This is a genomic window from Blautia argi, assembly GCF_003287895.1.
In the GTDB taxonomy this organism is placed as follows: domain Bacteria; phylum Bacillota; class Clostridia; order Lachnospirales; family Lachnospiraceae; genus Blautia; species Blautia argi.
Genome location: NZ_CP030280.1, coordinates 1,984,105 through 2,008,931, shown reverse-complemented (window position 1 = coordinate 2,008,931; position 24,827 = coordinate 1,984,105). Strand labels below are relative to the sequence as shown.

Sequence of the window (24,827 nt, the reverse complement as noted above, 5' to 3'; positions counted from 1 at the left end):
ACGAAAGTATGAAGCTTCGGATCCAATATATGTATGAAAACTCAGATAATTCTTATATGATGCTTTTGTTAGAGGCGGACAGCTTCACAGATTTCTTAAGTCAGGCAGAAAACATGACAGAAATGACAAAGTATGACAGAAAGATGCTGGAAGAGTACAAGAAAACCACAGAAGAAATCAAAGAAAAAGAGAATAGCATTAAAAAAGAACAGAAGAAACTGGAAAATCTGAAGCAGGAAAGTCTGGAAAAACAGGATGAGGTTGCAGTCGTGGTGAAAAGTACCAGAGGCCAGATTGAAACCTATGAAAGTCAGATTTCTGCAGAACAGAGCAGCGCGAAAGCGTTGCTGGGTAAGATTGAACAGCAGAAAAATAACATTGACCATTTGATTAAACTGCAAAAGGACGAAGAGGCAGCACAGATTCTGGCACAGCAGAAAGAGGAGGCTTCCGGACCGTCCCAGGACAATTCCGGCGTCGTGCAGCAGCCTGTACAGCCAAGTGCACCGGAAGCAGAGGATAACAGCCAGAATTCTCAGCCGGAAGAAGCGCCTGCACCTCAAGAGCAGCCTGAGAATAATCAGAGTGAATCTCAGAACAATTCCAATGGAAATTATCTTGGGAGATTTACCCTGACAGGCTATTGTAACTGTGAAAAGTGCGGTGGACATGAAAGCGGACTGACAGCCAGCGGAACCACACCGGTACCGGGAAGAACCGTTGCCATGGGAGGCGTTCCTTTTGGTACAAAGCTGCTGATTAACGGAAATGTATACACTGTAGAGGACAGAGGTGTTCCATATGGGCATGTGGATATTTTCTTTAACAGCCATGAAGAGGCGCTGCAGTTTGGAAGAGGTACTGCAGATGTTTATCAGGTAAATTAAAACATACATAAGGGCATTTGTTGCAGAGGAAGAATTCCTTAAACAAATGCCCTGCATTTTTGCTTTGAAGTGAAAAAAAGACCTTGGCCCTTGGCGTATGGAAAACAGGGGAGATTTTTCCGTACGCCGGTGCAAAGGTCTTTTTTCAGAAATCAGTCCATTAACATCTTTTCAGTAAACGGTTGATTTTGTCTGTGGTGCGGCGAACCTTTTCTACAGACAGGTCATGGTTTAAGATATCCATGATGCTTGCCAGATACTTGCTCATATCCGCTTCCAGATAATAAGGACGTTTTAAAAGCTCCGGATTGCGGTAGTTCAGGTTTGTAGTGATGACACGGTAGATGTATTCGTTCTCATAATATTCATCGAATTTTTCCAGTCCGTCTGTAAACAAGCCAAAAGTTGTGCAGACAATGACGCGCTTTGCTTTGCGGTCCTTTAATTTCTTTGCAACGTCTAACATGCTTTCTCCAGAGGAAATCATATCATCAATGACAATGACGTCTTTTCCTTCCACAGAATCTCCTAAAAAACTCATGAGCAACAATGGGATTCCTGCCGTTTACAACAGTCGAATAGTCACGGCGTTTATAGAACATACCCATGTCCACACCTAAAATGTTGGAGAAGTATACCGCTCTTTGCATAGCGCCTTCGTCCGGGCTGATAATCATCAGATGCTCATTGTCAATTTTGAAATCCTCAATAGAAGCGCACAGAGTTTTCAAAAACTGATAAGTAGGCATGAAGTTATCAAAGCCTGACAGAGGAATGGCATTCTGCATACGAGGGTCATGGGCGTCAAAGGTAATGATGTTGCTTACACCCATACCTACCAGCTCCTGCAAAGCCAGAGCGCAGTCAAGGGATTCCCGTTTGCTTCTCTTATGCTGACGGCTTTCGTACAGGAACGGCATAATCACATTAATGCGGTGTGCCTTTCCGGCTGCAGTAGCGATAATTCGTTTTAAATCCTGATAATGATCGTCCGGTGACATGTGATTTACATGACCGCACATGTTATAAGTTAAGCTGTGGTTGCACACGTCTACCATAACAAACATGTCCGCGCCGCGAATGGATTCGTGAATCACACCCTTTGCTTCTCCTGAGCCAAATCGCGGACATTTGCAATCAACTAAAAAGGTGTTCTCAGCATACCCACGGAAATTCAGACCGGACTGATTGTGGGAATTTAATTCTTTACGAAACTGTACCAGATGAGCGTCTACCTGTGATGCCAGATGAGAGCAGCTTTCCAAAGCGGCAATTTTAATTGGTGCAACAGGTATGGACTTTTCCAGCAAACTGATATTAACCATAGTAACCTCCATTTTCGGTTTTTTGCATATTTTAATTAAATTTAACATAATTACACAATAAGTTATAACATTCGACACATACAACCGTCAAGGAAAATTATTGCTTTTTTCCTGTAATATTGGTATTATAAGAAATAACGGGCATTTGCTAGGAGGAAAGAAATGAAAAACAGCCGACATAAAATCAGCCGGGTAAAGGAAGGGAGCATTGCCTGGGAGCTGGAGCTGCAGCCGGGAGATGAGCTGCTTTCCATTAACGGACAACCCATAGAAGATGTGTTTGATTACCATTACCTGGTGAACGATGAATATATAGAGCTTTTGGTGCAGAAGCCAAATGGAGAAGAATGGGAACTGGAGGTTGAAAAGGAATTTGAGGAAGACCTGGGACTGGAATTTGAAAACAGTCTGATGGACGAATACCGTTCCTGCAGAAACAAATGTGTTTTCTGCTTTATTGACCAGATGCCTCCGGGAATGCGGGAAACCCTTTATTTTAAAGATGATGACTCCCGTCTTTCCTTTCTCCAGGGGAATTATGTGACCCTGACTAATATGAGTGACCATGATATTGACCGAATTATTCACTATCATCTGGCGCCTATTAATATTTCCTTTCAGACAACAAATCCCAGGCTTCGCTGTGAAATGCTGCACAACCGTTTTGCGGGAGATGTTTTCCCAAAAGTACAGCGGCTTTTTGAGGCAGGGATAGAGATGAACGGACAGATTGTCCTTTGCAAGGGGTTAAATGACAAAGAGGAGCTGGAGCGCAGTATTGCGGATCTTACCGGATATCTGCCCCATTTAAAAAGTGTTTCTGTGGTTCCTGTGGGACTGAGCAAATACAGGGACGGGCTTTATCCTTTAGAACCCTTTACAAAGGAAGATGCAGCACAGGTGATTGACACCATTGAAGCATGGCAGAAAAAGCTGTATCCCGAATATGGGCTGCATTTTATCCATGCCAGCGATGAATGGTATCTGCTGGCGGGAAGAGAGCTTCCTGAGGAAGAAAGATATGATGGCTACTTACAGCTTGAAAACGGTGTGGGCATGCTCAGACTTTTAGACGAGGAGGTTCGGGAAGCCTTAAAGGAGCGAAAGGGAGATGAACGAAAGAGAACCATCTCTTTTGCCACAGGACGCCTTGCCTATCCATGCATTATGGGATATGCAAAAGAGATTCAAAAAAAATATCCCAACATGGATATCAAAGGCTATGAAATCCGCAACGATTTCTTTGGAGAGAGCATTACGGTATCCGGACTTCTTACAGGTCAGGACATTCTGGCTCAGTTAAAGGGACAGGAACTGGGAGAATATCTGCTTCTGCCCTGCAATCTTTTGAGAAGCGGAGAGGAAATCTTTTTAGACGATAAAACCGTAGAAGAGATAGAACAGGAACTGGGAGTTCCTGTGAAAATTGTAGAAGAGAGCGGCGCTGATTTTGTGACCGCGGTTTTGGAACAGGAAACAGAGAGAACACATAAAAGGAGAACAATGTATGAGCAAACCGATTGTAGCAATAGTTGGCAGGCCTAATGTAGGAAAATCTACTCTTTTTAATGCGCTGGCAGGAGAGAGAATTTCTATTGTAAAGGATACGCCCGGAGTGACAAGGGATAGAATTTATGCGGAAGTGACTTGGCTTGACAAGACTTTTACCATGATAGATACCGGCGGTATTGAACCGGAAAGTAAGGATATTATTTTGTCCCAGATGAGAGAGCAGGCACAGATTGCCATTGATACGGCTGACGTGATTATTTTTATGACAGATGTAAGGCAGGGGCTGGTGGACGCAGACGCTAAAGTAGCAGATATGCTGCGGAGAAGTAACAAGCCGGTGGTTTTAGTGGTAAATAAGGTGGACAGTTTCCAGAAATTTATGATGGACATCTATGAATTTTACAACCTGGGAATCGGAGAGCCGGTGCCTATTTCCGCTGCTTCCATGCTGGGACTCGGCGATATGCTGGAAAAGGTTGTGGAGCATTTTGACGAACATGCGGGAGAGGAAGAGGAAAGCGACATTCCGAAAATTGCCGTGGTTGGAAAGCCAAATGTAGGAAAATCCTCCCTTATTAATAAGATTCTGGGAGAGGATCGTGTAATTGTTTCCAACATTGCCGGCACTACCAGAGATGCCATTGACACTCTTGTGGAATACAATGGCAAAGAATACACATTTATCGATACAGCAGGACTGCGTCGGAAAAATAAGATTAAGGAAGAGCTGGAGCGCTATAGCATTATCCGTACTGTAACGGCAGTAGAGCGGGCAGATGTGGTGGTTATGATGATTGACGCCACAGAAGGCGTGACCGAGCAGGACGCCAAAATCGCAGGAATTGCCCATGACAGAGGAAAAGGTGTTGTCATTGCTGTAAACAAATGGGACGCCATTGAGAAAAATGACAAAACCATTTACAAATTCACAAATAAGGTGCGGGAAACTCTTTCTTACATGCCTTATGCGGAAATTATGTTTATTTCCGCTCAGACGGGACAGAGAATTCCGAAGTTGTTTGAAACCATTGATATGGTGCTGGAAAATCAGACCCTGCGGATTCAGACCGGTGTGTTAAATGAAATTGTTACAGAGGCCATTGCCATGCAGCAGCCGCCTTCTGATAAAGGCAAGCGCCTGAAAATTTTCTACACCACACAGGTAGCTGTAAAGCCGCCTACCTTTGTAATTTTTGTAAATGACAAGGAACTGATGCACTTTTCCTATACAAGATACCTGGAAAATAAAATCAGAGAGGCCTTTGGATTTAAGGGGACTTCCCTGAAATTTATTATCCGTGAGCGTAAAGAAGGAGAATAAAAAGAAATGTTGTTGCGTATGATTTGTCTGGCAGTAGGATATGTATGCGGACTGTTTCAGACCTCCTATATCTATGGAAAAAAACAGGGGATTGATATCCGGGAACACGGAAGCGGAAATGCAGGAAGTACCAATGCTTTGCGTACTATGGGGAAAAAGGCGGGTGCCCTGACTCTTTTAGGGGACTGCTTAAAATGTGTGGCAGCCATCTGGATGATCCGTCTGATTTTTGCCTCCCATGCAGGAGAGGATTTGCTTTTGCTAGAACTTTATGCAGGGGCAGGCTGTATTTTAGGACATAATTTTCCTTTTTATCTGAAGTTTAAAGGCGGAAAGGGAATTGCAGCATCTGTAGGGCTTTTACTTGCTTTTGACTGGCGGCTGTTTCTGGTGTGTGCCGTGCTGTTTTTTGCCGCATTTTTTCTGACCCATTATGTGTCCTTGGGTTCTCTTTTGGGGTATCTGGGCTTTGTGGTGGCTCTGGTGATTTTTGGGCAGATGGGAACCTATAACTGTACACAGTCGGCGCTTTATGAGATGTACGCCATAGCTGTGGGGCTGATGATTCTGGCATACTGGCGGCACAGACAGAATATTGTGCGCCTGCTTCATGGAAATGAAAACAAGATATTTCTCGGGAAAAAGAGGTGAGTGTTTTGGCTAAGGTAAGTGTATTTGGGGCAGGAAGCTGGGGAACGGCTCTTGCTATTTTGCTGACCGAAAACGGACATGATACAATTTTGTGGTCTCACAGAAAGGAACAGGCAGAGGAGCTGGCACGGGAACGGGAGCATAGGGAAAAGCTTCCGAAGGTGCTGCTTCCTGAAAAGCTGGAAATTACCGCAGACCTTGAAGCGGCCTTAAAAGAGAGGGACGTGCTGGTGCTTGCCGTACCTTCTGTAGCTGTACGCAGTACAGCAAAGAAAATGCGTCCCTATGTGAAAGAGGGACAGTTGATTGTCAATGTTGCCAAAGGGATTGAAGAGCATACCCTGACTACTCTGACAGATATGATAGAGGAAGAAATTCCCGGATCCTGTGCCTGCGTGCTGTCCGGGCCCAGTCATGCAGAAGAGGTCAGCCGGGGACTGCCCACGACCTGTGTGGTAGGGGCAAGAAGCCGGGAAACCGCAGAATATCTGCAGAATATTTTTATGAGTCCTGTTTTTCGAGTGTATATCAGCCCAGACATTCTGGGAATTGAGCTTGGCGGTGCTCTGAAAAATGTCATTGCCCTGGCGGCAGGTACCGCAGATGGACTGGGCTATGGAGATAACACAAAGGCGGCTCTGATTACCAGAGGAATTACGGAAATTTCCCGTCTGGGCATTGCTATGGGAGCAAGGGCTGACACCTTTTATGGGCTGTCAGGTATCGGGGACTTGATTGTTACCTGTGCCAGCCGTCATAGCCGGAATCGAAAAGCAGGTTTTCTCATGGGACAGGGAAGAACCATGGAAGAAGCTATGAAAGAAGTCAACATGGTGGTAGAAGGGGTGTATTCCGCAAAAGCGGGATTGGAGCTTTCCCGGAAATACGGGGTGGAAATGCCTATTATCCAGCAGGTAAATCGTGTGCTTTTTGAAGGGAAAAATCCTGCGGAGGCAGTAAAAGAACTTATGGTGAGAGATAAGAAAATAGAATCCTGGGACAGTGCCTGGGAAAAATAGAAAAAACGGAGCTCCTTTTTGGAACTCCGTTTTTATTGCTTTATTTTATGTAGGGAATCATATCTTCAGGGATTCCGGCAATCCGCTGTCCTGCGTCCATGGCTGTAATGGCTGTCATTTCTTCATCAGAAAGAGAAAAATCAAAAATCAGGCTGTTTTCCTTTAGTCGTTCCGGGTGTGTGGACTTTGGAATTACGGCAATCTGCTGCTGAACGAGCCAGCGGAGTCCTATCTGTGCCGGAGTTTTTCCGTAGCGTTTTCCGATTTCAATCATCAGAGGACTTTGCAGATAGGCGCCTCTTGCCAAAGGAGCATATGCCTGTACTGCGATGCCGTTTGCCTGGCAGTAGGAAAGCAGCTTCGGGTGATTGAACAGGGGGTGAAATTCCACCTGGTTTACAGCAGGTACAACATCGGAAACTGTTTTTAAAAGCTCTAAATCAGCAATAGAGAAATTAGAAACACCCAGAGATTTGATTTTTCCGGCTGCCTGCAATTTTTCCATCACCTTCCAGGTATCACAGAAGCACCCCGGTACCGGCCAGTGGATCATATATAAATCCACATAATCAAGCCCCAGTCTTTCCAGGCTGCGATTAAAGCTGTCCTCAATATCGCCGATGCGCTGGGCAGTGTTCCAGATTTTGGTAGTGACAAACAGTTCTTCTCTGGGAAGCCCAAGAGATTTTATGGCTTTTCCCACGCCTTCTTCATTTTTATAAAAAGAAGCAGTGTCGATTAACCGGTATCCCAAAGCTGCAGCAGAGCTTATTGCCTGCTTCAGCTCTCCGTCATCCGTTGCTTTATAAACTCCAAGTCCCAGCATGGGCATTTCTTTTGTATCATTTAGCTGAATCACATGGTTGTCAAAAGACATAAAATAACCCTCCTTAAAAACTCCCACTCAGTATACCATGAAAATGTGAAAAATGTGATACGATTTTATTAAATTCTTTTAGAAAAACAGCAGAAAGATTGTTCAAAAATATACAGAATCCGTGGGAAAAATACAGGAAAAGTGCCGTATAGCCGCAGGAATAGAAAGAAGAGAAACAACAGAGGGAACAATGCTTTTTTGCAGTTGCCAAAAGAAACTTTGGAGAAATGCACAAAACAGGGAATAGTGAAAGGCATTTTTTGAAAAGTTTTACAAGTTGGATACAGAAAAAAACATAAAATATCTTGATAAAAACATGGAAAACATGTATAATGAGGATAATTGATAAATTATTTGTCATTCATTGCGCCCAAATACAAAAACAGGCGCAGAAAGGATTGGAATATGCATTTAATTAAAGATGAAAATGGAAATGTAATTCCTCATGGAGGAGATGATCATCATCATGACCATGGTCATACTCACGAGCATTGCACAAACTGCGGCGAGGGCTGTCAGGGAAGTTGTACAGACGAAGTAGTGGCACTGCTCAATTACATGCTCTCTCACAATGAGCACCATGCAGAAGAATTGGATCAGATGGCTGAAAACCTGAAAAAAATGGGTATGGAAGATGCTGCAAAGACAATCAAAGAAGGCGTAGCGGATTTCCAGAAGGGAAATATGCGTCTGGGACTGGCTTTGACACTGGTAAAAGAACATTTAAAGGAGGCTTAATATGTGTCTTGCAACTGTTCAGAAGGAAAGTGACAATACTGTAATCTGTAAAATGGTAAGCCGTATTGATGTGGACGGAGATAAGGTAATTCTTCGGGATATTATGGGCGAAACCAAAGTGATTGAAGGCAGAATCCTTATGGTGGATTTGGCAAACAGCCTTGTGAAACTGGATTGCGAATAAGATTTTAATGGGTAATACCTTAAAATAACAAATTACAATATGCGGAGGTAGAAATTATGAAATTATCAGATGCAATGAGAGAGAAAATGCTCCTTTCTTTTGAGCTTTTCCCGCCAAAAACAGACAAGGGAATGGAAAATCTTCCGGGTACCATTGAGCATCTTTGCAAGTACAAACCGGAATATATTTCCTGTACATACGGTGCCGGCGGTACAAATGTCGGTAAAAACATGGATGTATGTAAAATGATTAAAGATGCAGGCACCATTCCTGTAACACACTTTACCTGCATCGGAAATACAGCAGAAGGAATCAAAGAACAGTTACAGAACTACCTGGACAACGGTGTAGATCACATGTTGGCTCTTCGTGGTGACCTTCCTTTCGGCTGGACAGGAACAGGCGGAGATTTTGCTTATGCAACAGATCTGGTAGCATATGTTCGTAAAGAATTCGGCGACAAAATTGAAATCGCAGTAGCAGGTTCACCGGAAGGACATATTTCCTGCCGTAGCCTGGAAGCGGATATTGCTGTTTTGAAACAGAAACAGGACAATGGCGCTGACTATATTATGACACAGCTTTGCTGGGATATGGAACAGTTCAAATACTGGTTAGATGCTATCCGCTGTGCAGGAATCACAATGCCGGTAGATGTTGGTATTATGCCTATCTTAGACCAGGCAGCTACCATCAACATGGCTCTGTCCCGCAACGCATGCGTAATGCCTCGTGAACTTTGCGAAATCATCTCCAGAAACTGGATTTTCCCGAACCCATTCGTAAAAGATCCATTTGATGCAGATGTGGAAGGTAAGAAAGAAAGATTCAGAGAAGCTGGTATTGAATATACAATCCGTCAGATTGATGAATATCGTGCATGCGGTATTGAAGGTATCCATCTGTATGCTCTGAACAAATGGAAAGATGTATCTGAAATTATTGATCGTTCAGGTCTTCGCACATTGGTATAATTTGAAACAATATAGTATAGAATTTGGGAGGTGCCCTTTATGGCGCATGTAATTGCGGTTGCCGGAAAAGGCGGCGTAGGTAAGACAACATTGACCGGGCTTATCATTCAGTACCTTGGTGAAAAGGGAAAGGGTCCGATTCTTGCAGTAGACGCAGATGCAAACTCTAACTTAAATGAGGTTCTCGGCGTGGAAGTGGAAGCAACTCTGGGTGAGGTTCGGGAAGAGGTTGCCAGGTCAGAAATGGCAAAAGACAATCCGATTCCGGCTGGAATGACCAAAGCGGATTATATGGAATATAAGTTTGATGACGCGCTGGTTGAGGACGATGATTTCGACCTTCTGGTTATGGGACGTACACAGGGGAAAGGCTGCTACTGCTTTGTAAATGGACTTTTGCAGGCGCAGTTACAGAAACTTCAAAGACATTATCCGTACATTATCGTGGATAATGAAGCGGGTATGGAGCACATCAGCAGAGGCGTACTTCCGAGTATGCAGACAGCAATTTTGGTCAGCGACTGTTCACGCAGGGGTGTGCAGGCTGTGGGAAGAATTGCAAAGCTGATTGAAGAGTGCGATATGCACCCTCAGAAGGTTGGATTGATTATTAACCGCGCACCTGGCGGAGTATTGAATGAAGGAACCAGAGAAGAAATTGAAAAACAGGGACTGGAGCTTCTGGGGGTTGTTCCTCAGGACGAAACCGTGTTTGAATATGATTGCGATGGAACTCCTACCGTAAAACTGCCGGAGGATTCACCGGTGAAAAAGGCTGTGCGGGAAATTGTTGACAAACTGGGATTTTAAAGAAAGCGAAAGCTTTTTGCCCTCTCTGTCTGGGGCAGATGCACCGGGGAGAGAGGTTTTTTTATAAAGCTGATAACCCCCTGGGGCGGATAGGGGAACAGAATCCGCCTGCTTGTTGAATGAAGCAAGCCACTTCGAAATATTTGAAAAAGAGGCGACAATAAAAGGAGGATATTCATGAGTGAATTCAGATTAACTACAGTAGAAGAATTTGAAGCTGCTACTGCGAGACTTCTGGAAACAGGCGCAAAAGTCGGCGCTGATTCCTGGCAGGCTCGTGTAAAAAATCAGACCACATTGTAAATTCGGAGAAGAAGGCATTTGCTGCCGTATTTGTACTATGGGACCATGCCGTATTACAAAAAAAGCTCCGAGAGGAATCTGCGGTTGCGACGTACACGGCATCGTAGGACGTAACTACCTGAAATTTACAGCAGGCGGAGCAGCAACACACTCTGACCACGGTCGTGAAATCTGCCATACCTTATATGAGGCATCAGCAGACGGTTGCTACAAAGTAAAAGACCCTGAAAAACTGATTCGTATCGCAAAAGAATGGGATATCGAAACAGAAGGAAAAGATATTTATGACCTGGCACATGAGGTTGCTTTGGAAGGTCTTATGGAATATGGTAAACCATTCGGAACTCAGAGATTCTTAAAGAGAGCTCCGGAATCTCAGCAGAAGCTGTGGGAAGAAAACGAACTGGCGCCTCACGCAATTGACCGTGAAGTTTCCCGTTCCTTACATATGGCTCATATGGGATGTTCTTCCAAACCGGAAGCGCTGGTAAAACAGTCTATCCGTGCGGGACTTTCTGATGGTTGGGGCGGTTCCATGATGGGAACAGAATTTTCCGATGTATTATTCGGAACACCAAAACCAGTTGAAACAGAAGCAAACCTTGGGGTTATGGTAGAAGAAAATGTAAACATTGTTGTTCACGGTCATGACCCAAGCCTTTCCGAAATGATCTGTGAAGTTGCTGACAGCCCGGAAATGATTGCATACGCAAAAGAAATGGGCGCTAAGGGAATCACAATTTCCGGTGTATGCTGTACTTCCAATGAAGTTGCAATGCGTCGTGGTATTCCAATGGCAGGTAACTTCTTACAGCAGGAAAACGTTGTACTGACAGGTGCTTGTGAAGCGATTGTTGTTGACGTACAGTGTATCTTCCCGGCATTAGGACCTTTAAGCAAATGTTTCCATACAAAATTCATCACAACTTCTCCAATTGCTCAGATGCCGGATTCTGACTTTATCCGTTTCGATGCTCACACAGCACTGGAAAAAGCTACAGAAATCGTAAAATTAGCTATTGAGAACTTTAAAAACAGAAAACCGGAATTGGTATACATTCCGCAAATGAAACAGAAGGCAACCGTTGGTTATTCTACAGAAGCTATCGTAAAAGCTCTGGACGGTGTTACAAACTCTCAGGTTGATGAACTGGGAACAACAAAACCGTTATTACAGTGTATTACATCTGGTGTACTTCGCGGTGCAGTTGCTATGGTTGGCTGTAACAACCCGAAGGTTCGTCCTGACCTTGCACACATCGAACTGATGAAGAAGCTTCTTGCAAACGATATCATTGTTATTGCTTCCGGCTGTTCTGCACAGGCTGCTGCAAAAGCAGGTCTTATGGATAAGAGAGCAAAAGATATCTGTGGTGATGGTCTGAAGAGAGTCTGTGAACTGGCTGATATTCCTCCAGTACTTCACATGGGCTCCTGCGTGGATATTTCCCGTATGCTGGTTCTGGCTGCAACTCTGGCAAAAGACTCCGGATTACGTATTTCTCAGCTTCCTGTAGTGGGATGTGCGCCTGAATGGATGTCTGAGAAAGCGGTATCTATCGGTAACTACGTTATCGGTTCCGGTCTGGATACATACCTGGGTGTTGATCCATATGCTTCAGGTTCCAGCGAAATGGTTGAAATCCTGACAAATGGTACAAGACAGTGGTGTGAAGCAGCATTTACTGTAGAAAAAGATATTGATAAATTAGGCGATGCCATGATAGCAAGAATCGAAGAGAAGAGAGCTGCCCTTGGTATCTAAGAGCGTCAAAACCGGAAGCGCCTGAAAAAGGGCTTCCGGAAACATAACTAGGAAAGGTGAATGACATGAAAATTGCAGTTACAGGAAAAGGCGGCGTAGGAAAAACAACTTTTGCGGCAACTCTTGCCCGTCTGTATGCAGAAGAAGGAAAGCATGTACTGGCAGCAGACGTGGATCCGGACGCAAATCTGGGGCTGGCGCTGGGTTTTGATGAAGAAACACTGGATTCCATTGTCCCGATTACAAAGATGAGAAAGCTCATTGAGGAGAGAACCGGAAGCGGGGCGGATAATCAGTTTTATAAGCTGAATCCTCAGGTGAGTGATATTCCGGATACTTATTCCAAAATGGTAAATGGTGTCAGACTTTTAGTCCTTGGCACTGTAGAAACCGGTGGAGGCGGCTGTGTCTGTCCGGAGCATGTAATGCTCAGAAGAATTATCAACAACCTGGTTCTTCACAGAGATGATGTGGTAATTCTGGATATGGAGGCAGGTCTGGAGCATCTGGGAAGGGGAACCACAGAATCCATGGATCAGTTCATTGTAGTCATTGAGCCGGGAGCCAGAAGTGTGCAGACTTACAAAAATGTAAAGCGTCTGGCAGAGGATTTGGGCGTCAAGCAGGTTCGTGTAGTGGCAAACAAAGTTCGGAATCAGGAGGACGAGGAATTTGTAAGAAGCCGTATTCCGGCAGAAGATCTTCTGGGCTTCATTCACTATAACACAGAGGTTATGGACGCTGACCGTCAGGGTAAATCCCCTTACGATTTCAGCAATACAGTAAAAGAAGAAATCACAAAGATTAAGAACATAATCGATCAGGGATTATGAGAATGTTAGGAGGAAAAGACATTGACATTATTTGAAACAGTATTTAGTGGAAATGACGCTGTCTATGGTTTAACTGAAGGCGCTATCAATGCAGCAATTGAACAGCACGGCGCTGACAAAGCAATCAGTTTCCCGAACACAGCATACAGCTTACCATGCTACTACGCAGTAACAGGTGTAAAAGTTGGTACATTAGGAGAATTAAAAGAAGCATTAGGTGTTGTAAAAACTCTTATGACAAGAGAGATGAGAACACATGACATCTTTATGTCCGGTGTTGCAACCGCTCTGTGCGCAGAGTTTATCGAAGTGTTGAAATACATTGACGGAGCAACTCCATACGAAGAACCATGCTACGGACATCTGGCAGATGCTGTTATCCGTGAATTGGGTGTCCCACTTGTAACAGGTGATATCCCGGGTGTTGCTGTTATTCTTGGAAAAGCTCCTACAACAGAAGATGCCGTTGCATTAGTTAAGAGCTACCAGGCACAGGGTATCCTGGTAACCTTAGTAGGTGATGTGATTGACCAGCTTGCAGAAGCAGGTATGAAGACAGGTGCAAACGTCCGTGTTATTCCATTAGGAAAAGACGTAACTTCTGTTATCCATGTAGTATCTGTTGCTTTAAGAGCAGCTCTGATCTTTGGTAATATTACACCTGGAGATGCAGGAAACTTAATGAAATACACTATGGAACGTGTCCCGGCATTCGTAAACGCATTTGCACCGTTAAACGATGTAATCGTTGCATGCGGAGCAGGCGCTATTGCTCTGGGCTTCCCGGTTATCACAAATCAGGAAGGCGTATCTGAAGTACCGAAGAGCTTAATCGTACAGACAGATGTAAGCAAATTTAATGCAACATCTCTGGAAGCTCGTGACATCAAGATTAAAATTACAAACATTGATATTCCGGTTGCATTCGCTTCTGCATTTGAAGGTGAAATTATCCGCCGCGGCGATATGCAGGTAGAATTTGACGGCTCCCGTGTAGACTGTGCGGAATTAGTACAGACTGTAGATGCATCTGAAATCGAAGACCACAAGATTACTGTTGTTGGTCCGGAAGCAGATGAAATGGAATTAGGAAGTAAAAACAGCATTGCTTATGTTGTTAAAGTTGCAGGAAAGAATATGCAGCCTGACTTTGAACCTGTTATTGAGCGTAAATTCCACAACTACATTAACTGCATCGAAGGTGTATATCATACAGGTCAGCGTGATATGCAGCGTATCCGTATCAGCAAAGATGCATTTAACGCAGGATTCCGTATTAAACATATCGGTGAAGTATTATATGCTTCTGTTAAAAATGAATTTGACGCAGTTGTTGATAAGTGTGAAGTTGTTATTTACACAGATCCGGCTGAATGTACAAGAATTCGTCATGAAGTTGCAATTCCAACATTCGACAAACGTGATGACCGTCTGAAATCTCTGACAGATGAATCTGTTGATGTTTACTACAGCTGTATTCTTTGTCAGGCATTCTCTCCATCTCACGTATGTGTTGTTACACCAGAACGTCTGGGACTTTGTGGAGCGGTTTCATGGTTAGATGCAAAAGCTACAAATGAACTTGATCCAAACGGACCTTGTCAGGTTATTACAAAAGAAAGACCAATCGATGAAAGAATCGGTGAATATGAAGACGTAAATGAAGCTGTACAGAAATTCTCTCAGGGCGCTCTGCAGGACGTATCTCTGTACTCCATTATGGAAAAACCAATGACTTCCTGCGGTTGCTTTGAATGTATTTGCGGTATCGAACCATTCTCTAATGGTGTGGTTATTACAAACCGTGAGTATGCAGGTATGACGCCTCTTGGAATGACCTTCCCTGAACTGGCTTCCATGACAGGCGGCGGTGTTCAGACTCCCGGATTTATGGGACATGGTAAACACTTTATCGGTTCCAAGAAATTCATGAAGGCAGAAGGCGGTATTGAACGTATCGTATGGATGCCGAAAGAATTAAAAGAAACAGTTGCCGAAAGAGTAAATGCTACAGCAAAAGAACTTTACGGAATTGACAACTTTACAGACATGATTGGTGATGAAACAATCGCAACAGATCCGGAAACACTGGTTGCATTCCTGACAGAAAAGAATCACCCGGCACTTTCTATGGAACCAATGATGTAATAAGAAATGCTTTATAAATCGGAAATGGGAGTTTGCCTCTGACGGGAAAACTCCCGTTTCCATATCAGAAAAAGTTGATAAAATCACTCTAAATTCCTGTGAGAGAAACAGGTATTTATTAGGTAAAATTAGGAAAGTTTTCGCCAAATATTACTGGGGAAACTTGTCAATATTACCTGTATTGTAGTATAATGTAAGCGGTGAATGCGGATTGCCATAAGTATTTGCCGGTTATAAATAATATGAAGGAGGCTAATGGAAATGCCGTTTAATCAGAAACCACAGAAATTCAATGCAAACATTAACACAGTTGAAATTGGCTGCGGGGACAAAGCAATCAAATTAGGAGGAGAATGTACTTTTCCTTTTTACACATTTGACGCACCTATGGAAAATGCACCAAAAGTAGGTGCTGAAATCTCAGATATGGGATTAGCTGAAATCCCTGGTATTCAGAAATTTTATGAAGGCGCTTCTACTATGGCTGAAATTGCAAAAAAAGCAGAAGCTATGGAAGGCGCTGACTTTGTATGCTTACGTCTGGAAGGCGGAGATCCTAACGGAGCAGACAAATCTGTTGATGAATTAATCGAGGTAGTAAAAGAAGTTGCGGAAGCAGTTACATGCCCATTAGTGGTAGAAGGCTGCAAAAATGTCGAAAAAGATTCTGAATTACTTCCAAAAGTTGCCGAAGTATTACAGGGCAAAAATGCTCTGGTTCTTTCTGCTAGAGAAGAAAACTATAAAGCAGTTGGAGCTGCTGCAGGACTTGCTTATAACCAGAAGGTTGGGGCTGAATCTGCTGTAGATATCAACCTTGCAAAACAGTTAAATGTTGTAATGACACAGTTAGGTGTTAAGGCACAGGATATTGTTATGAACGTTGGGTCTGCTGCTGTTGGATACGGTTTTGAATATGTAGTATCTACAATGGATCGTATCAAAGGCGCTGCATTATCTCAGAACGACAATATGTTACAGATGCCTATTATCACAACTGTAGCTGATGAATCCTGGAGCGTAAAAGAAGCTATGGCATCTGAAGAAGATATGCCTGAATGGGGTCCATTGGAAGACAGAGGTATCAGTATGGAAGTTCAGACAGCTGCTGCTGTATTAGCATCTGGTTCTGACGCTGTTATTCTGAAACATCCTCAGTCTGTTGCAACAATCTCAAAAATGATTAAAGAATTAATGTAATCGTAAAACAGGAGGATAAATAGAAATGGCATTAACAGGTATTCAAATCTTTAAAATGACACCAAAGAAAAACTGTAAAGAATGTGGCTGTCCTACTTGTATGGCATTTGCCATGAAGGTGGCACAGGGCGCTTTGGAAATCTCCAAATGTCCGCATATGTCTGATGAAGCGCTGGCTGAACTGTCAGAGGCTACAGCACCGCCAATGAAAACAATTAAAGTTGGTGCAGGTGAAAACGAATACAGCCTGGGTGGAGAAACTGTTTTATTCAGACATGAAAAAACATATGTAAGCAAAACCAGATATGCAGTTGCTCTTTGCACATGCATGGACGACGCAGCAGTAGATGCAAAACTGGCAGAAATCCAGAAAGTTGACTATGACCGTATCGGTGAAAGAATGCATGTTGAAATGATTTATGTAAATTATGAAGACGGCTCTGACAAAGACCGCTATGTGGAAATGGTCAAAAAAGCAGCAGCTCTTGGCAGAACTCTGGTTCTTGGCTGTAAAGATGTCGAAGTTGCAAAAGCAGCTCTGGAAGTATGCAAAGACGGCAAACCGATCTTAAACGGCGCTACAGCAGCAAACTACGCAGCAATGAGCGAAGTTGCTACAGCAGCAGGTGTTGTACTTGGTGTTGCAGGTGCTGACTTAAACGAGATCTATGATACCGTTGCAGCTCTGGAAAAAGCAGGAAACAAGAATCTGGTAATTGATGCAACAGGAGCATCTGTAAAAGAAGCATATGCAAATGCAGTACAGATTCGTCGTGCATCTGTAAAAGATCAGGACAGAACCTTTGGTTATCCGACAATTGTAAACCTGGCAGTAATTGCTCATGGTGACAGAACTCTGCAGCAGGCACTGGCTTCTCTGTTCACTGTAAAATATGGTTCTATCGTTGTTATGGAAACTCTGGATTATGCAGAAGCTCTTCCATTATTCGGTTTAAGACAGAACGTATTCACAGACCCACAGAAACCAATGAAGGTTGAACCAGGCATCTACCCATTAAACGGTGCAGATGAAAATTCTATCTGCCTGACAACAGTAGACTTTGCTCTTACATACTTTGTTGTTTCCGGTGAACTGGAACGCTCCGGCGTACCATGTAACCTGATTATCTCTGATGCAGGCGGACTTTCCGTATTAACAGCATGGGCAGCAGGTAAATTATCTTCTACATCTGTAGCAAACTACATTCAGGAAAATGTAGAAGGCAAAGTAAAATCCAGAAAACTGGTTATCCCAGGTAAAGTTGCCGTATTAAAAGGCGATATCGAAGCAAAACTTCCTGGCTGGGAAATCATTGTAGCTCCTCTGGAAGCTGTACAGTTAGTAAAATTCCTGAAAGATTTAACAGCTTAATGTTTGCATAAGACGGCTTTGGCAGGCTGACTTGCAGAAGGGAATACATCTCTTCTTTATGGAAGCGGCAGTTCTTCGGAACTGCCCGCTCTCCTGAATCTGAATCCTCTTCTGAATTCCCCGTTTTTTTGTTTGATGTATTCGTTCAAAAGGGGCAGCAGAAGTTGAATAGATAGAAAATAACAGGCTAAAAATATTAATTTATATAAAAGGAGAAGTATTATGGCTAAATTTGTTACAATTGGTGAAAGAATTCACTGTATTTCCCCATCTATCCGTAAAGCTATGGCTGAACGTGACCCGGAACCAATTTTAAAACGTGCAAAAGAGCAGTTAGATGCAGGTGCTACATACCTGGACGTAAACATCGGACCTGCTGAAAATGATGGTGAAGACTTAATGAAATGGGCTGTACAGCTGATTCAGTCTAATTTCGACAACGTTCCTCTGGCTCTGGATACAGCAAATAAAAAAGCAATCGAAGCTGGTATTTCTGTATACAACAGAAGCAAAGGAAAACCAATCGTAAACTCTGCTGATGCAGGCGGAAGAATTGAAAACATCGACCTGGCTGCAGCAAACGATGCCATCGTTATCGCTCTTTGCTCTGCAGAAGGTATTGCAGCAGACAATGACGAGCGTATGATGCACTGCCAGAACATGCTGGAAAGAGGTATGATGCTGGGTATGGAACCAACTGATTTATGGTTCGACCCGTTATTCCTGGTTGTAAAAGGTATGCAGGACAAACAGATGGAAGTTCTGGAAGCAATCAAAATGTTCAGTGATATGGGACTGAACTCTACAGGTGGTCTGTCCAATAACTCCAACGGTATGCCAAAACATATCCGTCCGATTATGGACTCTGCTTTAGTAGCTATGTGCATGATGCAGGGCTTAACTTCCGCTATTGTAAATCCTTGTGATTTAAGATTAATGGAAACAATCAAATCCTGTGATGTATTTAAAAACAATACTTTATATGCAGATTCTTACCTGGAAATCTAATCTGGTCTGCAGATAGACTATAATAAGATTCCTATTTAGGGGGTGCCACATGAAGCACAATGTTGTCTTATGGGGCAGCCCCTATATACAAGAAAGAGAAAGGCAGAGTTCCTATGTTTAAAGTGACTTTTAAATTCGGAAGCGGCGAAGATGTCACGACCTTTGCCCAGGAAGGTGAAAACCTTTTAGATGTAGCGCGCAAAACCAATGTAGCTATTGATGCCCCATGCGGCGGAAATGCATCTTGCGGGAAATGCAAGGTAAAATTAGTGGACGGAGAACTGGATTCCCCCAAAACACGGCATATTTCAGATGAGGAATATGGAAACGGCTGGAGATTGGCATGTGTAAGTAAGATTATGGGTGATGTTGCGGTAGAAGTACCCGATATAGCATCTGCTTACCGCAGCCGAATGAAAGTTGCGGATTTAAGCTCCAAAGAAGAAATTGCCATTTTTGAAAACGCAAAAAATGATTTGGAGGCAGCAGGTCTTGCCTTAACAAACAGTATGGAAATTCTGGAGATATCCATGGAGGTGCCATCTCTGGATGATACCATGCCGGACAATGAGCGTCTGGTCCGTGCCATTAAAAAACAGACAGGGGCAACTTCTGTTCGATTGCCTTATCAGGTACTGACAAAAATGGCGAGGGTATTCCGTGACAGCCATTTTGAGGTGCGCTGTGTGGCAAGAACTTCTTCTGCTGGAGATATTTTTGTCTATGACGTATATCCAAAGGACGCAGAGGTTGTTATCGGTGGTCTTGCCATTGATATTGGTACTACAACCGTGTCAGCCCTTTTAATTAATATGCTTACCGGAGAAATTATCGGAAAGGCATCTGCCGGAAACGGACAGATTCGTTATGGCGCAGATGTCATTAACCGGATTATTGAATCCATGAAGCCAGGAGGCAGCAAAAAGCTTCAGGAAGCCATTATTGAGGAAACCATTAATCCGCTTATTGAACAGATGTGTCGTGCAAGCGGTTTCCTGCCAGAACATATTTATCGTATGGCAGTTGCTGCAAATACTACCATGAATCACCTGATGGCAGGAATGGAGGGGGATCCTATTCGTATGGAGCCTTATATTCCTACCTTCTATAAAACCAATTCTCTTTTTGCCTCTGATATTGGTATTCACATTAACCGTGATGCCCATATCATTATAGCTCCTAATATCGGAAGCTATGTAGGCGGAGATATTACAGCAGGTACTCTGGTAAGTATGCTTTGGAATCGTCCGGAATTTTCCCTGTTTATTGACCTTGGTACAAATGGAGAGTTGGTATTCGGTAATTCTGATTTTATGATGAGCTGTGCATGTTCAGCAGGTCCTGCTTTTGAGGGCGGGGATATCAGCTGCGGTATGCGAGCTACAGACGGCGCTATTGAGGCATGTACCATTGACAAAAAAACCATGGATCCCTCTTACAGTGTGATTGGAAAAGAGGGAGAAAAGCCCATTGGTTTATGCGGTTCCGGTATTATTGACGTTATTGCAGAGTTATTTCGTACAGGCATTATTAATCCCAAGGGTAAATTTGTCCGGGAGGGAAAACGTGTCCGTCATGATGAATACGGTATGGGCAGCTATGTCCTGGCCTTTGAAGAAGAGGCTGGTTCTGTCAAAGACGTGGAAATTAATGAAGTGGATATTGATAACTTTATTCGTGCCAAGGGTGCGATTTTCTCAGCAATCCGTACTATGTTGGCTTCTATAGACTTTGAAGTGGAAATGATTGACGATGTCTATGTAGCAGGCGGTATCGGCAGCGGAATCAATATGGAAAATGCTGTGCGGATTGGTATGTTTCCGGATATTCCTATTGAGAAATTTCACTATATTGGCAATTCTTCTCTTGCAGGCGCATATACCATGCTGCTTTCAAGAGATGCGGAAAGAAAGTGTTATGACCTGGCGTCAAATATGACGTATCTGGAGCTGTCTACAGTGCCCTCTTATATGGACGAGTTTGTGGCATGCTGCTTTATTCCGCATACAGATACTTCTCTGTTTCCGTCCAGTGTACAGGAATCATGAGTTTTAACTATAATTATCCGAGGTGAAAGTATGAATTTTGATTATGCAAAAGACAGCAAGGAACAGCGTCCCTATGAGCATTATTTAAATGCATATAAGAGTATGAACCCAAAGGAAATCAGTGAAAGAACAGGTTTTCCTTATGATGAAGCAACCGGGAATTTCACTGTTCATCTCATGGGAAGCACTTATCTGGTTTCATTCCCGGACTATGAGATTCAGCCTGTAGAAGATACCATTGGTGTGTATCCCCTTGCAGATGCTATGAATGTGAAAATTCTGATTATCCGGTATATGGCGGAGCGATTTCAGACACCCTTCTCTGGAAAATTTATTACTTATCACGATGTTCCCTGGGGAGAGGTGTATTTCAGACAATTCCAGGGCAGATGCCTTATGCGTTTTGCTTTTTCCTATGGAAATAAGCTGGAAATGTTTGCAAAAGTAATGGAACATCTGGGAGCAGAAAAGTCCGAGGAAGGAGATTGTTCTTATAAGCTGGAGTTTATGGACAATCTGTATATTAAATTTATTCTCTGGGCAGGAGATGATGAGTTTCCTCCATCTTCTCAGATTCTGTTCTCTGATAATTTTGCTGCAAGCTTTGCAGCAGAGGATTTAGCTGTGGTGGGAGATATTTCCATCAATATGATGAAAGCAATAGAAAGAAAGCTGTCTTAAAATGTGAAGTATTGGTAGAGTAGATATTGCGCGTTAAGTGTCATGGAATGGGAAGTTGTCCATGAACGAAGGTGTCCGGGTTTCCAGGATTTTCCACGATGCAATATTGCGTCCGCTACTACATTAAGGATTTGATAAATTCTTCTCTTTGGTGTAGTAAACTACTATGCCCGTCATGAAAAGCAATGCTGCTTCAGACAGCAAAAGAGGAGGATTTATTACAAATGAAAAAGATAAATAAGGTAAAAATCATAGTATTTGCGGGACTTTTGGTCTCCATGAATATTGTATTGTCCAGAGTATTGTCCATTCCCGTGGGACCGACCATCAGGATTACGGTTTCTCAGACTCCGGTTTATCTTGCTGGTTTCTGGTTTGGACCTTTTGTGGGAGGTATCTGCGGATTTTTGGGAGATTTAATCGGAAGTCTTTTACAGGGCTATGCGCCAAATCCGTTTATTTCCATTTCTGCAATTCTCACAGGTGTTCTGCCGGGAATTGTAGCAAAGCTGTCAAAAAATCGGATAGGAGTGCCTCAGGTGCTTGGGGTAGCTGTTGTAAACGGAATTGTGGGTTCTCTGGGATTTACCTGTATTGGTCTTCACCTGTATTACGGAACCCCATGGGCTGTGCTTTATACAACCCGTACCGTACAGACAGTTTTATTAGCAATCGTCAATACGGTTCTTGTGTTTATGCTCTATAAGAGTCCATTGACTGCTTTTTTGAAAAGGAGTGTATCTGCAGACTCTGTACAGAGGAGAAAACAGCATAGAGCCATATAAAATAGAATATTAAGGGAGGTTTTAAAATGGGATTTAAATCAGACATCGAAATTGCACAGGAATGTACCATGGAGCCGATTACAAACATTGCAGAGAAAGCAGGTATTGATGACAAATATCTGGAACAGTACGGAAAGTACAAAGCAAAAATCGACTACAACTTATTAAAAGAATCCGACGCGCCAAACGGAAAATTAATCCTGGTAACAGCAATTAACCCAACACCGGCAGGAGAAGGAAAGACAACAACAACCGTTGGTCTGGCAGACGGTATGCAAAGACTTGGCAAAAAGGTTATGGTTGCTCTTCGTGAGCCTTCTCTTGGACCGGTATTCGGTGTAAAGGGCGGAGCAGCAGGCGGCGGATATGCACAGGTCGTTCCAATGGAGGACATCAACCTGCACTTCACCGGTGACTTCCATGCAATCGGCGCAGCAAACAACCTCTTAGCAGCAATGCTGGATAACCATATTTATCAGGGAAATGAATTAAACATTGACCCAAGAAAGATTACCTGGAGAAGATGTGTGGATATGAATGACCGCCAGCTCCGTTTTGTTGTAGACGGTATGGGCGGAAAGACAAACGGAATGCCAAGAGAAGACGGCTATGACATTACCGTAGCATCTGAGATCATGGCTGTTCTGTGTCTGGCAAGAGATATCACAGACTTAAAGGAAAGACTGGGACGTATTATTGTTGGTTATACATACGGAAAGGTTTCCGAACAGAAACCGGTAACTGCCCATGACTTACATGCAGAAGGCGCGATGTGCGCACTGTTAAAAGACGCCCTGAAACCAAATCTGGTACAGACTCTGGAGCATGTACCTGCAATCGTACACGGCGGACCATTCGCAAATATCGCTCATGGCTGTAACTCTGTCATTGCAACAAAGATGGCAATGAAATTAGGCGATTATGCAATCACAGAAGCAGGTTTCGGAGCTGACCTGGGAGCAGAGAAATTCCTGGATATCAAATGCCGTATGGCAGACCTGCACCCAAGCGCAGTCGTTATCGTAGCAACGGTTCGTGCATTAAAATACAATGGCGGCGTAGCGAAGGCTGACTTAAACAATGAAAACCTGGAAGCACTGGAAAAGGGACTTCCAAACCTGTTAAAACATGTAAGCAACATCAAAAACGTATACAAACTGCCATGTGTGGTTGCTATTAACGCATTCCCAACAGATACAAAGGCAGAGCTTGACCTGGTAGAGCAGAAATGTAAAGAGCTGGGCGTAAACGTAGCCCTGTCCGAAGTATGGGCAAAAGGCGGTGAAGGCGGTATTGCCCTTGCAAAAGAGGTTATCCGTCTGGTAGAAGAGCCAAATGACTTTACATTCTCCTATGAACTGGAAGGAAGCATTGAAGATAAACTGAACCAGATTGTACAGAAGGTATACGGAGGAAAGAGAGTGGTTCTGACTGCAAATGCACAGAAACAGGCAGCACAGTTAGAGGCCCTGGGCTATGGAAACTGCCCAATCTGTGTAGCGAAGACACAGTACAGCTTAACCGATGACCAGACCAAACTGGGAGCGCCTACAGATTTTGAAGTAACGGTAAGAAACTTAAAGATTTCTGCAGGTGCAGGCTTTATTGTAGCGCTGACAGGAGAAATCATGACCATGCCAGGACTTCCGAAGGTTCCGGCTGCTGAGAAGATTGATGTAGACGAAACAGGAAAGATTCACGGTTTGTTCTAAAGTTATTTCAGAACAGATACGGATTTAAGGAGGATACAACAATGGGATTTTCAACTGTACCATGTAACGAATTTGTAGAAGTGCTGGCTTCCAAAGCTCCGGTTCCGGGCGGCGGCGGCGCATCTGCTTTAGTCGGAGCAGTGGGAACTGCTCTGGGAAATATGGTAGGAAGTCTGACCGTAGGCAAGAAAAAATATGCAGAAGTAGAAGAGGAAATGTGGGAGTTAAAGAAAAAATGCGATGAACTCCAGAAAGATTTTCTTCGTCTGATTGAAAGAGATGCAGAAGTATTTGAACCTCTTTCCAAAGCATATGGTATGCCGAGAAATACAGAAGAGGAAAAGGCAGAAAAAGCGCGTGTTATGGAAATCGTGTTAAAAGATGCCTGTTCCGTTCCTATGGAAATTATGGAAAAATGCTGTGAGGCAATTGAAGTGATTGTAGAATTTGCAGCAAAAGGTTCCACTCTTGCTATTAGTGATGCAGGAGTAGGGGCAGCTTTCTGCAAAGCCGCTTTAAAAGGCGCCAGCTTAAATGTATATATCAATACAAAATCCATGGCAGACAGAGCTTATGCAGAGGAATTAAATAAAAAGGCAGATGCCATGCTGGAAAAATATACAAAGATTGCAGACGAAACCTTTGAAAGTGTATTATCCAGATTAAAATAATTA

Annotated in this window: 20 protein-coding genes, 2 pseudogenes and 1 riboswitch; of the genes and pseudogenes, 20 read left to right on the top strand and 2 right to left on the bottom strand. The window is 43.4% G+C overall.

Annotation, left to right across the window (positions count from 1 at the left end):
* Positions 1 to 8: 8 nt before the first annotated feature.
* A complete protein-coding gene (locus tag DQQ01_RS09785; RefSeq protein ID WP_242980299.1) occupies positions 9 to 887 on the top strand; it encodes a PcsB-like coiled-coil domain-containing protein in 879 nt (292 codons plus the stop codon).
* A 160-nt stretch (positions 888 to 1,047) separates the two neighbouring features.
* On the opposite strand, the pseudogene DQQ01_RS09780 reads toward DQQ01_RS09785, so the two are convergent.
* Positions 1,048 to 2,212: pseudogene (locus DQQ01_RS09780) on the bottom strand (ribose-phosphate pyrophosphokinase).
* A gap of 162 nt (positions 2,213 to 2,374) precedes the next feature.
* Here DQQ01_RS09780 and DQQ01_RS09775 point away from each other — a divergent pair.
* Genes DQQ01_RS09775 through DQQ01_RS09760 form a run of 4 tightly spaced genes read left to right on the top strand, consistent with a single transcriptional unit; the run spans position 2,375 to position 6,715 of the window.
* Positions 2,375 to 3,757, top strand: a complete 1,383-nt coding sequence (locus DQQ01_RS09775; RefSeq protein WP_111919880.1) for a DUF512 domain-containing protein — start codon at positions 2,375 to 2,377, stop codon at positions 3,755 to 3,757.
* Positions 3,720 to 5,045, top strand: coding sequence for a ribosome biogenesis GTPase Der (gene der / locus DQQ01_RS09770; RefSeq protein WP_111919879.1), 1,326 nt, complete (start codon positions 3,720 to 3,722; stop codon positions 5,043 to 5,045). Before DQQ01_RS09775 ends, der begins: the two co-directional genes overlap by 38 nt.
* Positions 5,046 to 5,051: 6 nt before the next feature.
* Positions 5,052 to 5,696 carry a glycerol-3-phosphate 1-O-acyltransferase PlsY gene (plsY, locus tag DQQ01_RS09765; protein WP_111919878.1) on the top strand — a complete coding sequence of 215 codons (645 nt, stop codon included), beginning with the start codon at positions 5,052 to 5,054 and terminating at the stop codon, positions 5,694 to 5,696.
* Positions 5,697 to 5,701: 5 nt separating this feature from the next.
* The gene (locus DQQ01_RS09760) at positions 5,702 to 6,715 is read left to right on the top strand and encodes an NAD(P)H-dependent glycerol-3-phosphate dehydrogenase (protein ID WP_111919877.1); all 1,014 of its coding nucleotides are present in this window, start codon (positions 5,702 to 5,704) and stop codon (positions 6,713 to 6,715) included.
* A 40-nt stretch (positions 6,716 to 6,755) separates the two neighbouring features.
* Here the strand turns inward: DQQ01_RS09760 and DQQ01_RS09755 are convergent, their stop codons facing one another.
* Positions 6,756 to 7,592: an aldo/keto reductase gene (locus DQQ01_RS09755; RefSeq protein WP_111919876.1), complete on the bottom strand. Its 837-nt coding sequence runs from the start codon at positions 7,590 to 7,592 to the stop codon at positions 6,756 to 6,758.
* Positions 7,593 to 7,997: 405 nt separating this feature from the next.
* On the opposite strand from DQQ01_RS09755, the gene DQQ01_RS09750 reads away from it, so the two are divergent.
* The 15 genes and pseudogenes from DQQ01_RS09750 (at position 7,998) to DQQ01_RS09680 (ending at position 24,824) form a co-directional block, all read left to right on the top strand.
* Positions 7,998 to 8,330: a DUF8180 domain-containing protein gene (locus DQQ01_RS09750; protein WP_111920886.1), complete on the top strand. Its 333-nt coding sequence runs from the start codon at positions 7,998 to 8,000 to the stop codon at positions 8,328 to 8,330.
* A gap of 1 nt (position 8,331) precedes the next feature.
* Positions 8,332 to 8,514, top strand: coding sequence for a CooT family nickel-binding protein (locus DQQ01_RS09745; RefSeq protein ID WP_111919875.1), 183 nt, complete (start codon positions 8,332 to 8,334; stop codon positions 8,512 to 8,514).
* A gap of 56 nt (positions 8,515 to 8,570) precedes the next feature.
* Complete coding sequence (locus DQQ01_RS09740) at positions 8,571 to 9,488, top strand: methylenetetrahydrofolate reductase (protein ID WP_111919874.1); 918 nt, start codon at positions 8,571 to 8,573, stop codon at positions 9,486 to 9,488.
* A 39-nt stretch (positions 9,489 to 9,527) separates the two neighbouring features.
* Complete coding sequence (locus tag DQQ01_RS09735) at positions 9,528 to 10,298, top strand: ATP-binding protein (RefSeq protein WP_111919873.1); 771 nt, start codon at positions 9,528 to 9,530, stop codon at positions 10,296 to 10,298.
* Between the two features lie 177 nt (positions 10,299 to 10,475).
* Positions 10,476 to 12,366, top strand: a pseudogene (gene cooS / locus DQQ01_RS09730) (anaerobic carbon-monoxide dehydrogenase catalytic subunit).
* Positions 12,367 to 12,431: 65 nt separating this feature from the next.
* Positions 12,432 to 13,199, top strand: coding sequence for an ATP-binding protein (locus tag DQQ01_RS09725; RefSeq protein WP_111919872.1), 768 nt, complete (start codon positions 12,432 to 12,434; stop codon positions 13,197 to 13,199).
* Positions 13,200 to 13,220: 21 nt separating this feature from the next.
* On the top strand, positions 13,221 to 15,347 hold the full coding sequence (gene acsB, locus DQQ01_RS09720) for an acetyl-CoA decarbonylase/synthase complex subunit alpha/beta (protein ID WP_111919871.1): 2,127 nt from the start codon (positions 13,221 to 13,223) through the stop codon (positions 15,345 to 15,347).
* A gap of 261 nt (positions 15,348 to 15,608) precedes the next feature.
* Complete coding sequence (gene acsD / locus DQQ01_RS09715) at positions 15,609 to 16,547, top strand: acetyl-CoA decarbonylase/synthase complex subunit delta (protein ID WP_111919870.1); 939 nt, start codon at positions 15,609 to 15,611, stop codon at positions 16,545 to 16,547.
* Positions 16,548 to 16,572: 25 nt separating this feature from the next.
* Positions 16,573 to 17,919 (top strand): acetyl-CoA decarbonylase/synthase complex subunit gamma, encoded by a 1,347-nt coding sequence (acsC, locus tag DQQ01_RS09710; RefSeq protein ID WP_111919869.1) that lies wholly within the window; start codon positions 16,573 to 16,575, stop codon positions 17,917 to 17,919.
* 222 nt (positions 17,920 to 18,141) lie between these two features.
* On the top strand, positions 18,142 to 18,927 hold the full coding sequence (acsE, locus tag DQQ01_RS09705; protein ID WP_111919868.1) for a carbon monoxide dehydrogenase/acetyl-CoA synthase methytransferase subunit: 786 nt from the start codon (positions 18,142 to 18,144) through the stop codon (positions 18,925 to 18,927).
* A 113-nt stretch (positions 18,928 to 19,040) separates the two neighbouring features.
* The gene (gene acsV / locus DQQ01_RS09700; protein ID WP_111920885.1) at positions 19,041 to 20,975 is read left to right on the top strand and encodes a corrinoid activation/regeneration protein AcsV; all 1,935 of its coding nucleotides are present in this window, start codon (positions 19,041 to 19,043) and stop codon (positions 20,973 to 20,975) included.
* A gap of 30 nt (positions 20,976 to 21,005) precedes the next feature.
* Positions 21,006 to 21,656, top strand: a complete 651-nt coding sequence (locus DQQ01_RS09695) for a DUF3786 domain-containing protein (protein ID WP_111919867.1) — start codon at positions 21,006 to 21,008, stop codon at positions 21,654 to 21,656.
* Between the two features lie 13 nt (positions 21,657 to 21,669).
* A riboswitch (THF riboswitch) is annotated at positions 21,670 to 21,776 on the top strand.
* Positions 21,777 to 21,880: 104 nt separating this feature from the next.
* Positions 21,881 to 22,441 (top strand): folate family ECF transporter S component, encoded by a 561-nt coding sequence (locus tag DQQ01_RS09690; protein ID WP_162624294.1) that lies wholly within the window; start codon positions 21,881 to 21,883, stop codon positions 22,439 to 22,441.
* A 26-nt stretch (positions 22,442 to 22,467) separates the two neighbouring features.
* Complete coding sequence (locus tag DQQ01_RS09685) at positions 22,468 to 24,153, top strand: formate--tetrahydrofolate ligase (RefSeq protein ID WP_111919865.1); 1,686 nt, start codon at positions 22,468 to 22,470, stop codon at positions 24,151 to 24,153.
* Between the two features lie 41 nt (positions 24,154 to 24,194).
* Positions 24,195 to 24,824: a cyclodeaminase/cyclohydrolase family protein gene (locus DQQ01_RS09680; RefSeq protein WP_111919864.1), complete on the top strand. Its 630-nt coding sequence runs from the start codon at positions 24,195 to 24,197 to the stop codon at positions 24,822 to 24,824.
* The last annotated feature ends 3 nt before the right edge of the window (positions 24,825 to 24,827 follow it).

Coding starts and splice junctions, on each gene's coding strand:
- DQQ01_RS09785 (WP_242980299.1), top strand. CDS start 9: ATGAAGCTTCGGATCCAATATATGTATGAAAACTCAGATAATTCTTAT.
- DQQ01_RS09775 (WP_111919880.1), top strand. CDS start 2,375: ATGAAAAACAGCCGACATAAAATCAGCCGGGTAAAGGAAGGGAGCATT.
- der (WP_111919879.1), top strand. CDS start 3,720: ATGAGCAAACCGATTGTAGCAATAGTTGGCAGGCCTAATGTAGGAAAA.
- plsY (WP_111919878.1), top strand. CDS start 5,052: ATGTTGTTGCGTATGATTTGTCTGGCAGTAGGATATGTATGCGGACTG.
- DQQ01_RS09755 (WP_111919876.1), bottom strand. CDS start 7,592: ATGTCTTTTGACAACCATGTGATTCAGCTAAATGATACAAAAGAAATG.
- DQQ01_RS09750 (WP_111920886.1), top strand. CDS start 7,998: ATGCATTTAATTAAAGATGAAAATGGAAATGTAATTCCTCATGGAGGA.
- DQQ01_RS09745 (WP_111919875.1), top strand. CDS start 8,332: ATGTGTCTTGCAACTGTTCAGAAGGAAAGTGACAATACTGTAATCTGT.
- DQQ01_RS09740 (WP_111919874.1), top strand. CDS start 8,571: ATGAAATTATCAGATGCAATGAGAGAGAAAATGCTCCTTTCTTTTGAG.
- DQQ01_RS09735 (WP_111919873.1), top strand. CDS start 9,528: ATGGCGCATGTAATTGCGGTTGCCGGAAAAGGCGGCGTAGGTAAGACA.
- DQQ01_RS09725 (WP_111919872.1), top strand. CDS start 12,432: ATGAAAATTGCAGTTACAGGAAAAGGCGGCGTAGGAAAAACAACTTTT.
- acsD (WP_111919870.1), top strand. CDS start 15,609: ATGCCGTTTAATCAGAAACCACAGAAATTCAATGCAAACATTAACACA.
- acsC (WP_111919869.1), top strand. CDS start 16,573: ATGGCATTAACAGGTATTCAAATCTTTAAAATGACACCAAAGAAAAAC.
- acsE (WP_111919868.1), top strand. CDS start 18,142: ATGGCTAAATTTGTTACAATTGGTGAAAGAATTCACTGTATTTCCCCA.
- acsV (WP_111920885.1), top strand. CDS start 19,041: ATGTTTAAAGTGACTTTTAAATTCGGAAGCGGCGAAGATGTCACGACC.
- DQQ01_RS09695 (WP_111919867.1), top strand. CDS start 21,006: ATGAATTTTGATTATGCAAAAGACAGCAAGGAACAGCGTCCCTATGAG.
- DQQ01_RS09690 (WP_162624294.1), top strand. CDS start 21,881: ATGAAAAAGATAAATAAGGTAAAAATCATAGTATTTGCGGGACTTTTG.
- DQQ01_RS09685 (WP_111919865.1), top strand. CDS start 22,468: ATGGGATTTAAATCAGACATCGAAATTGCACAGGAATGTACCATGGAG.
- DQQ01_RS09680 (WP_111919864.1), top strand. CDS start 24,195: ATGGGATTTTCAACTGTACCATGTAACGAATTTGTAGAAGTGCTGGCT.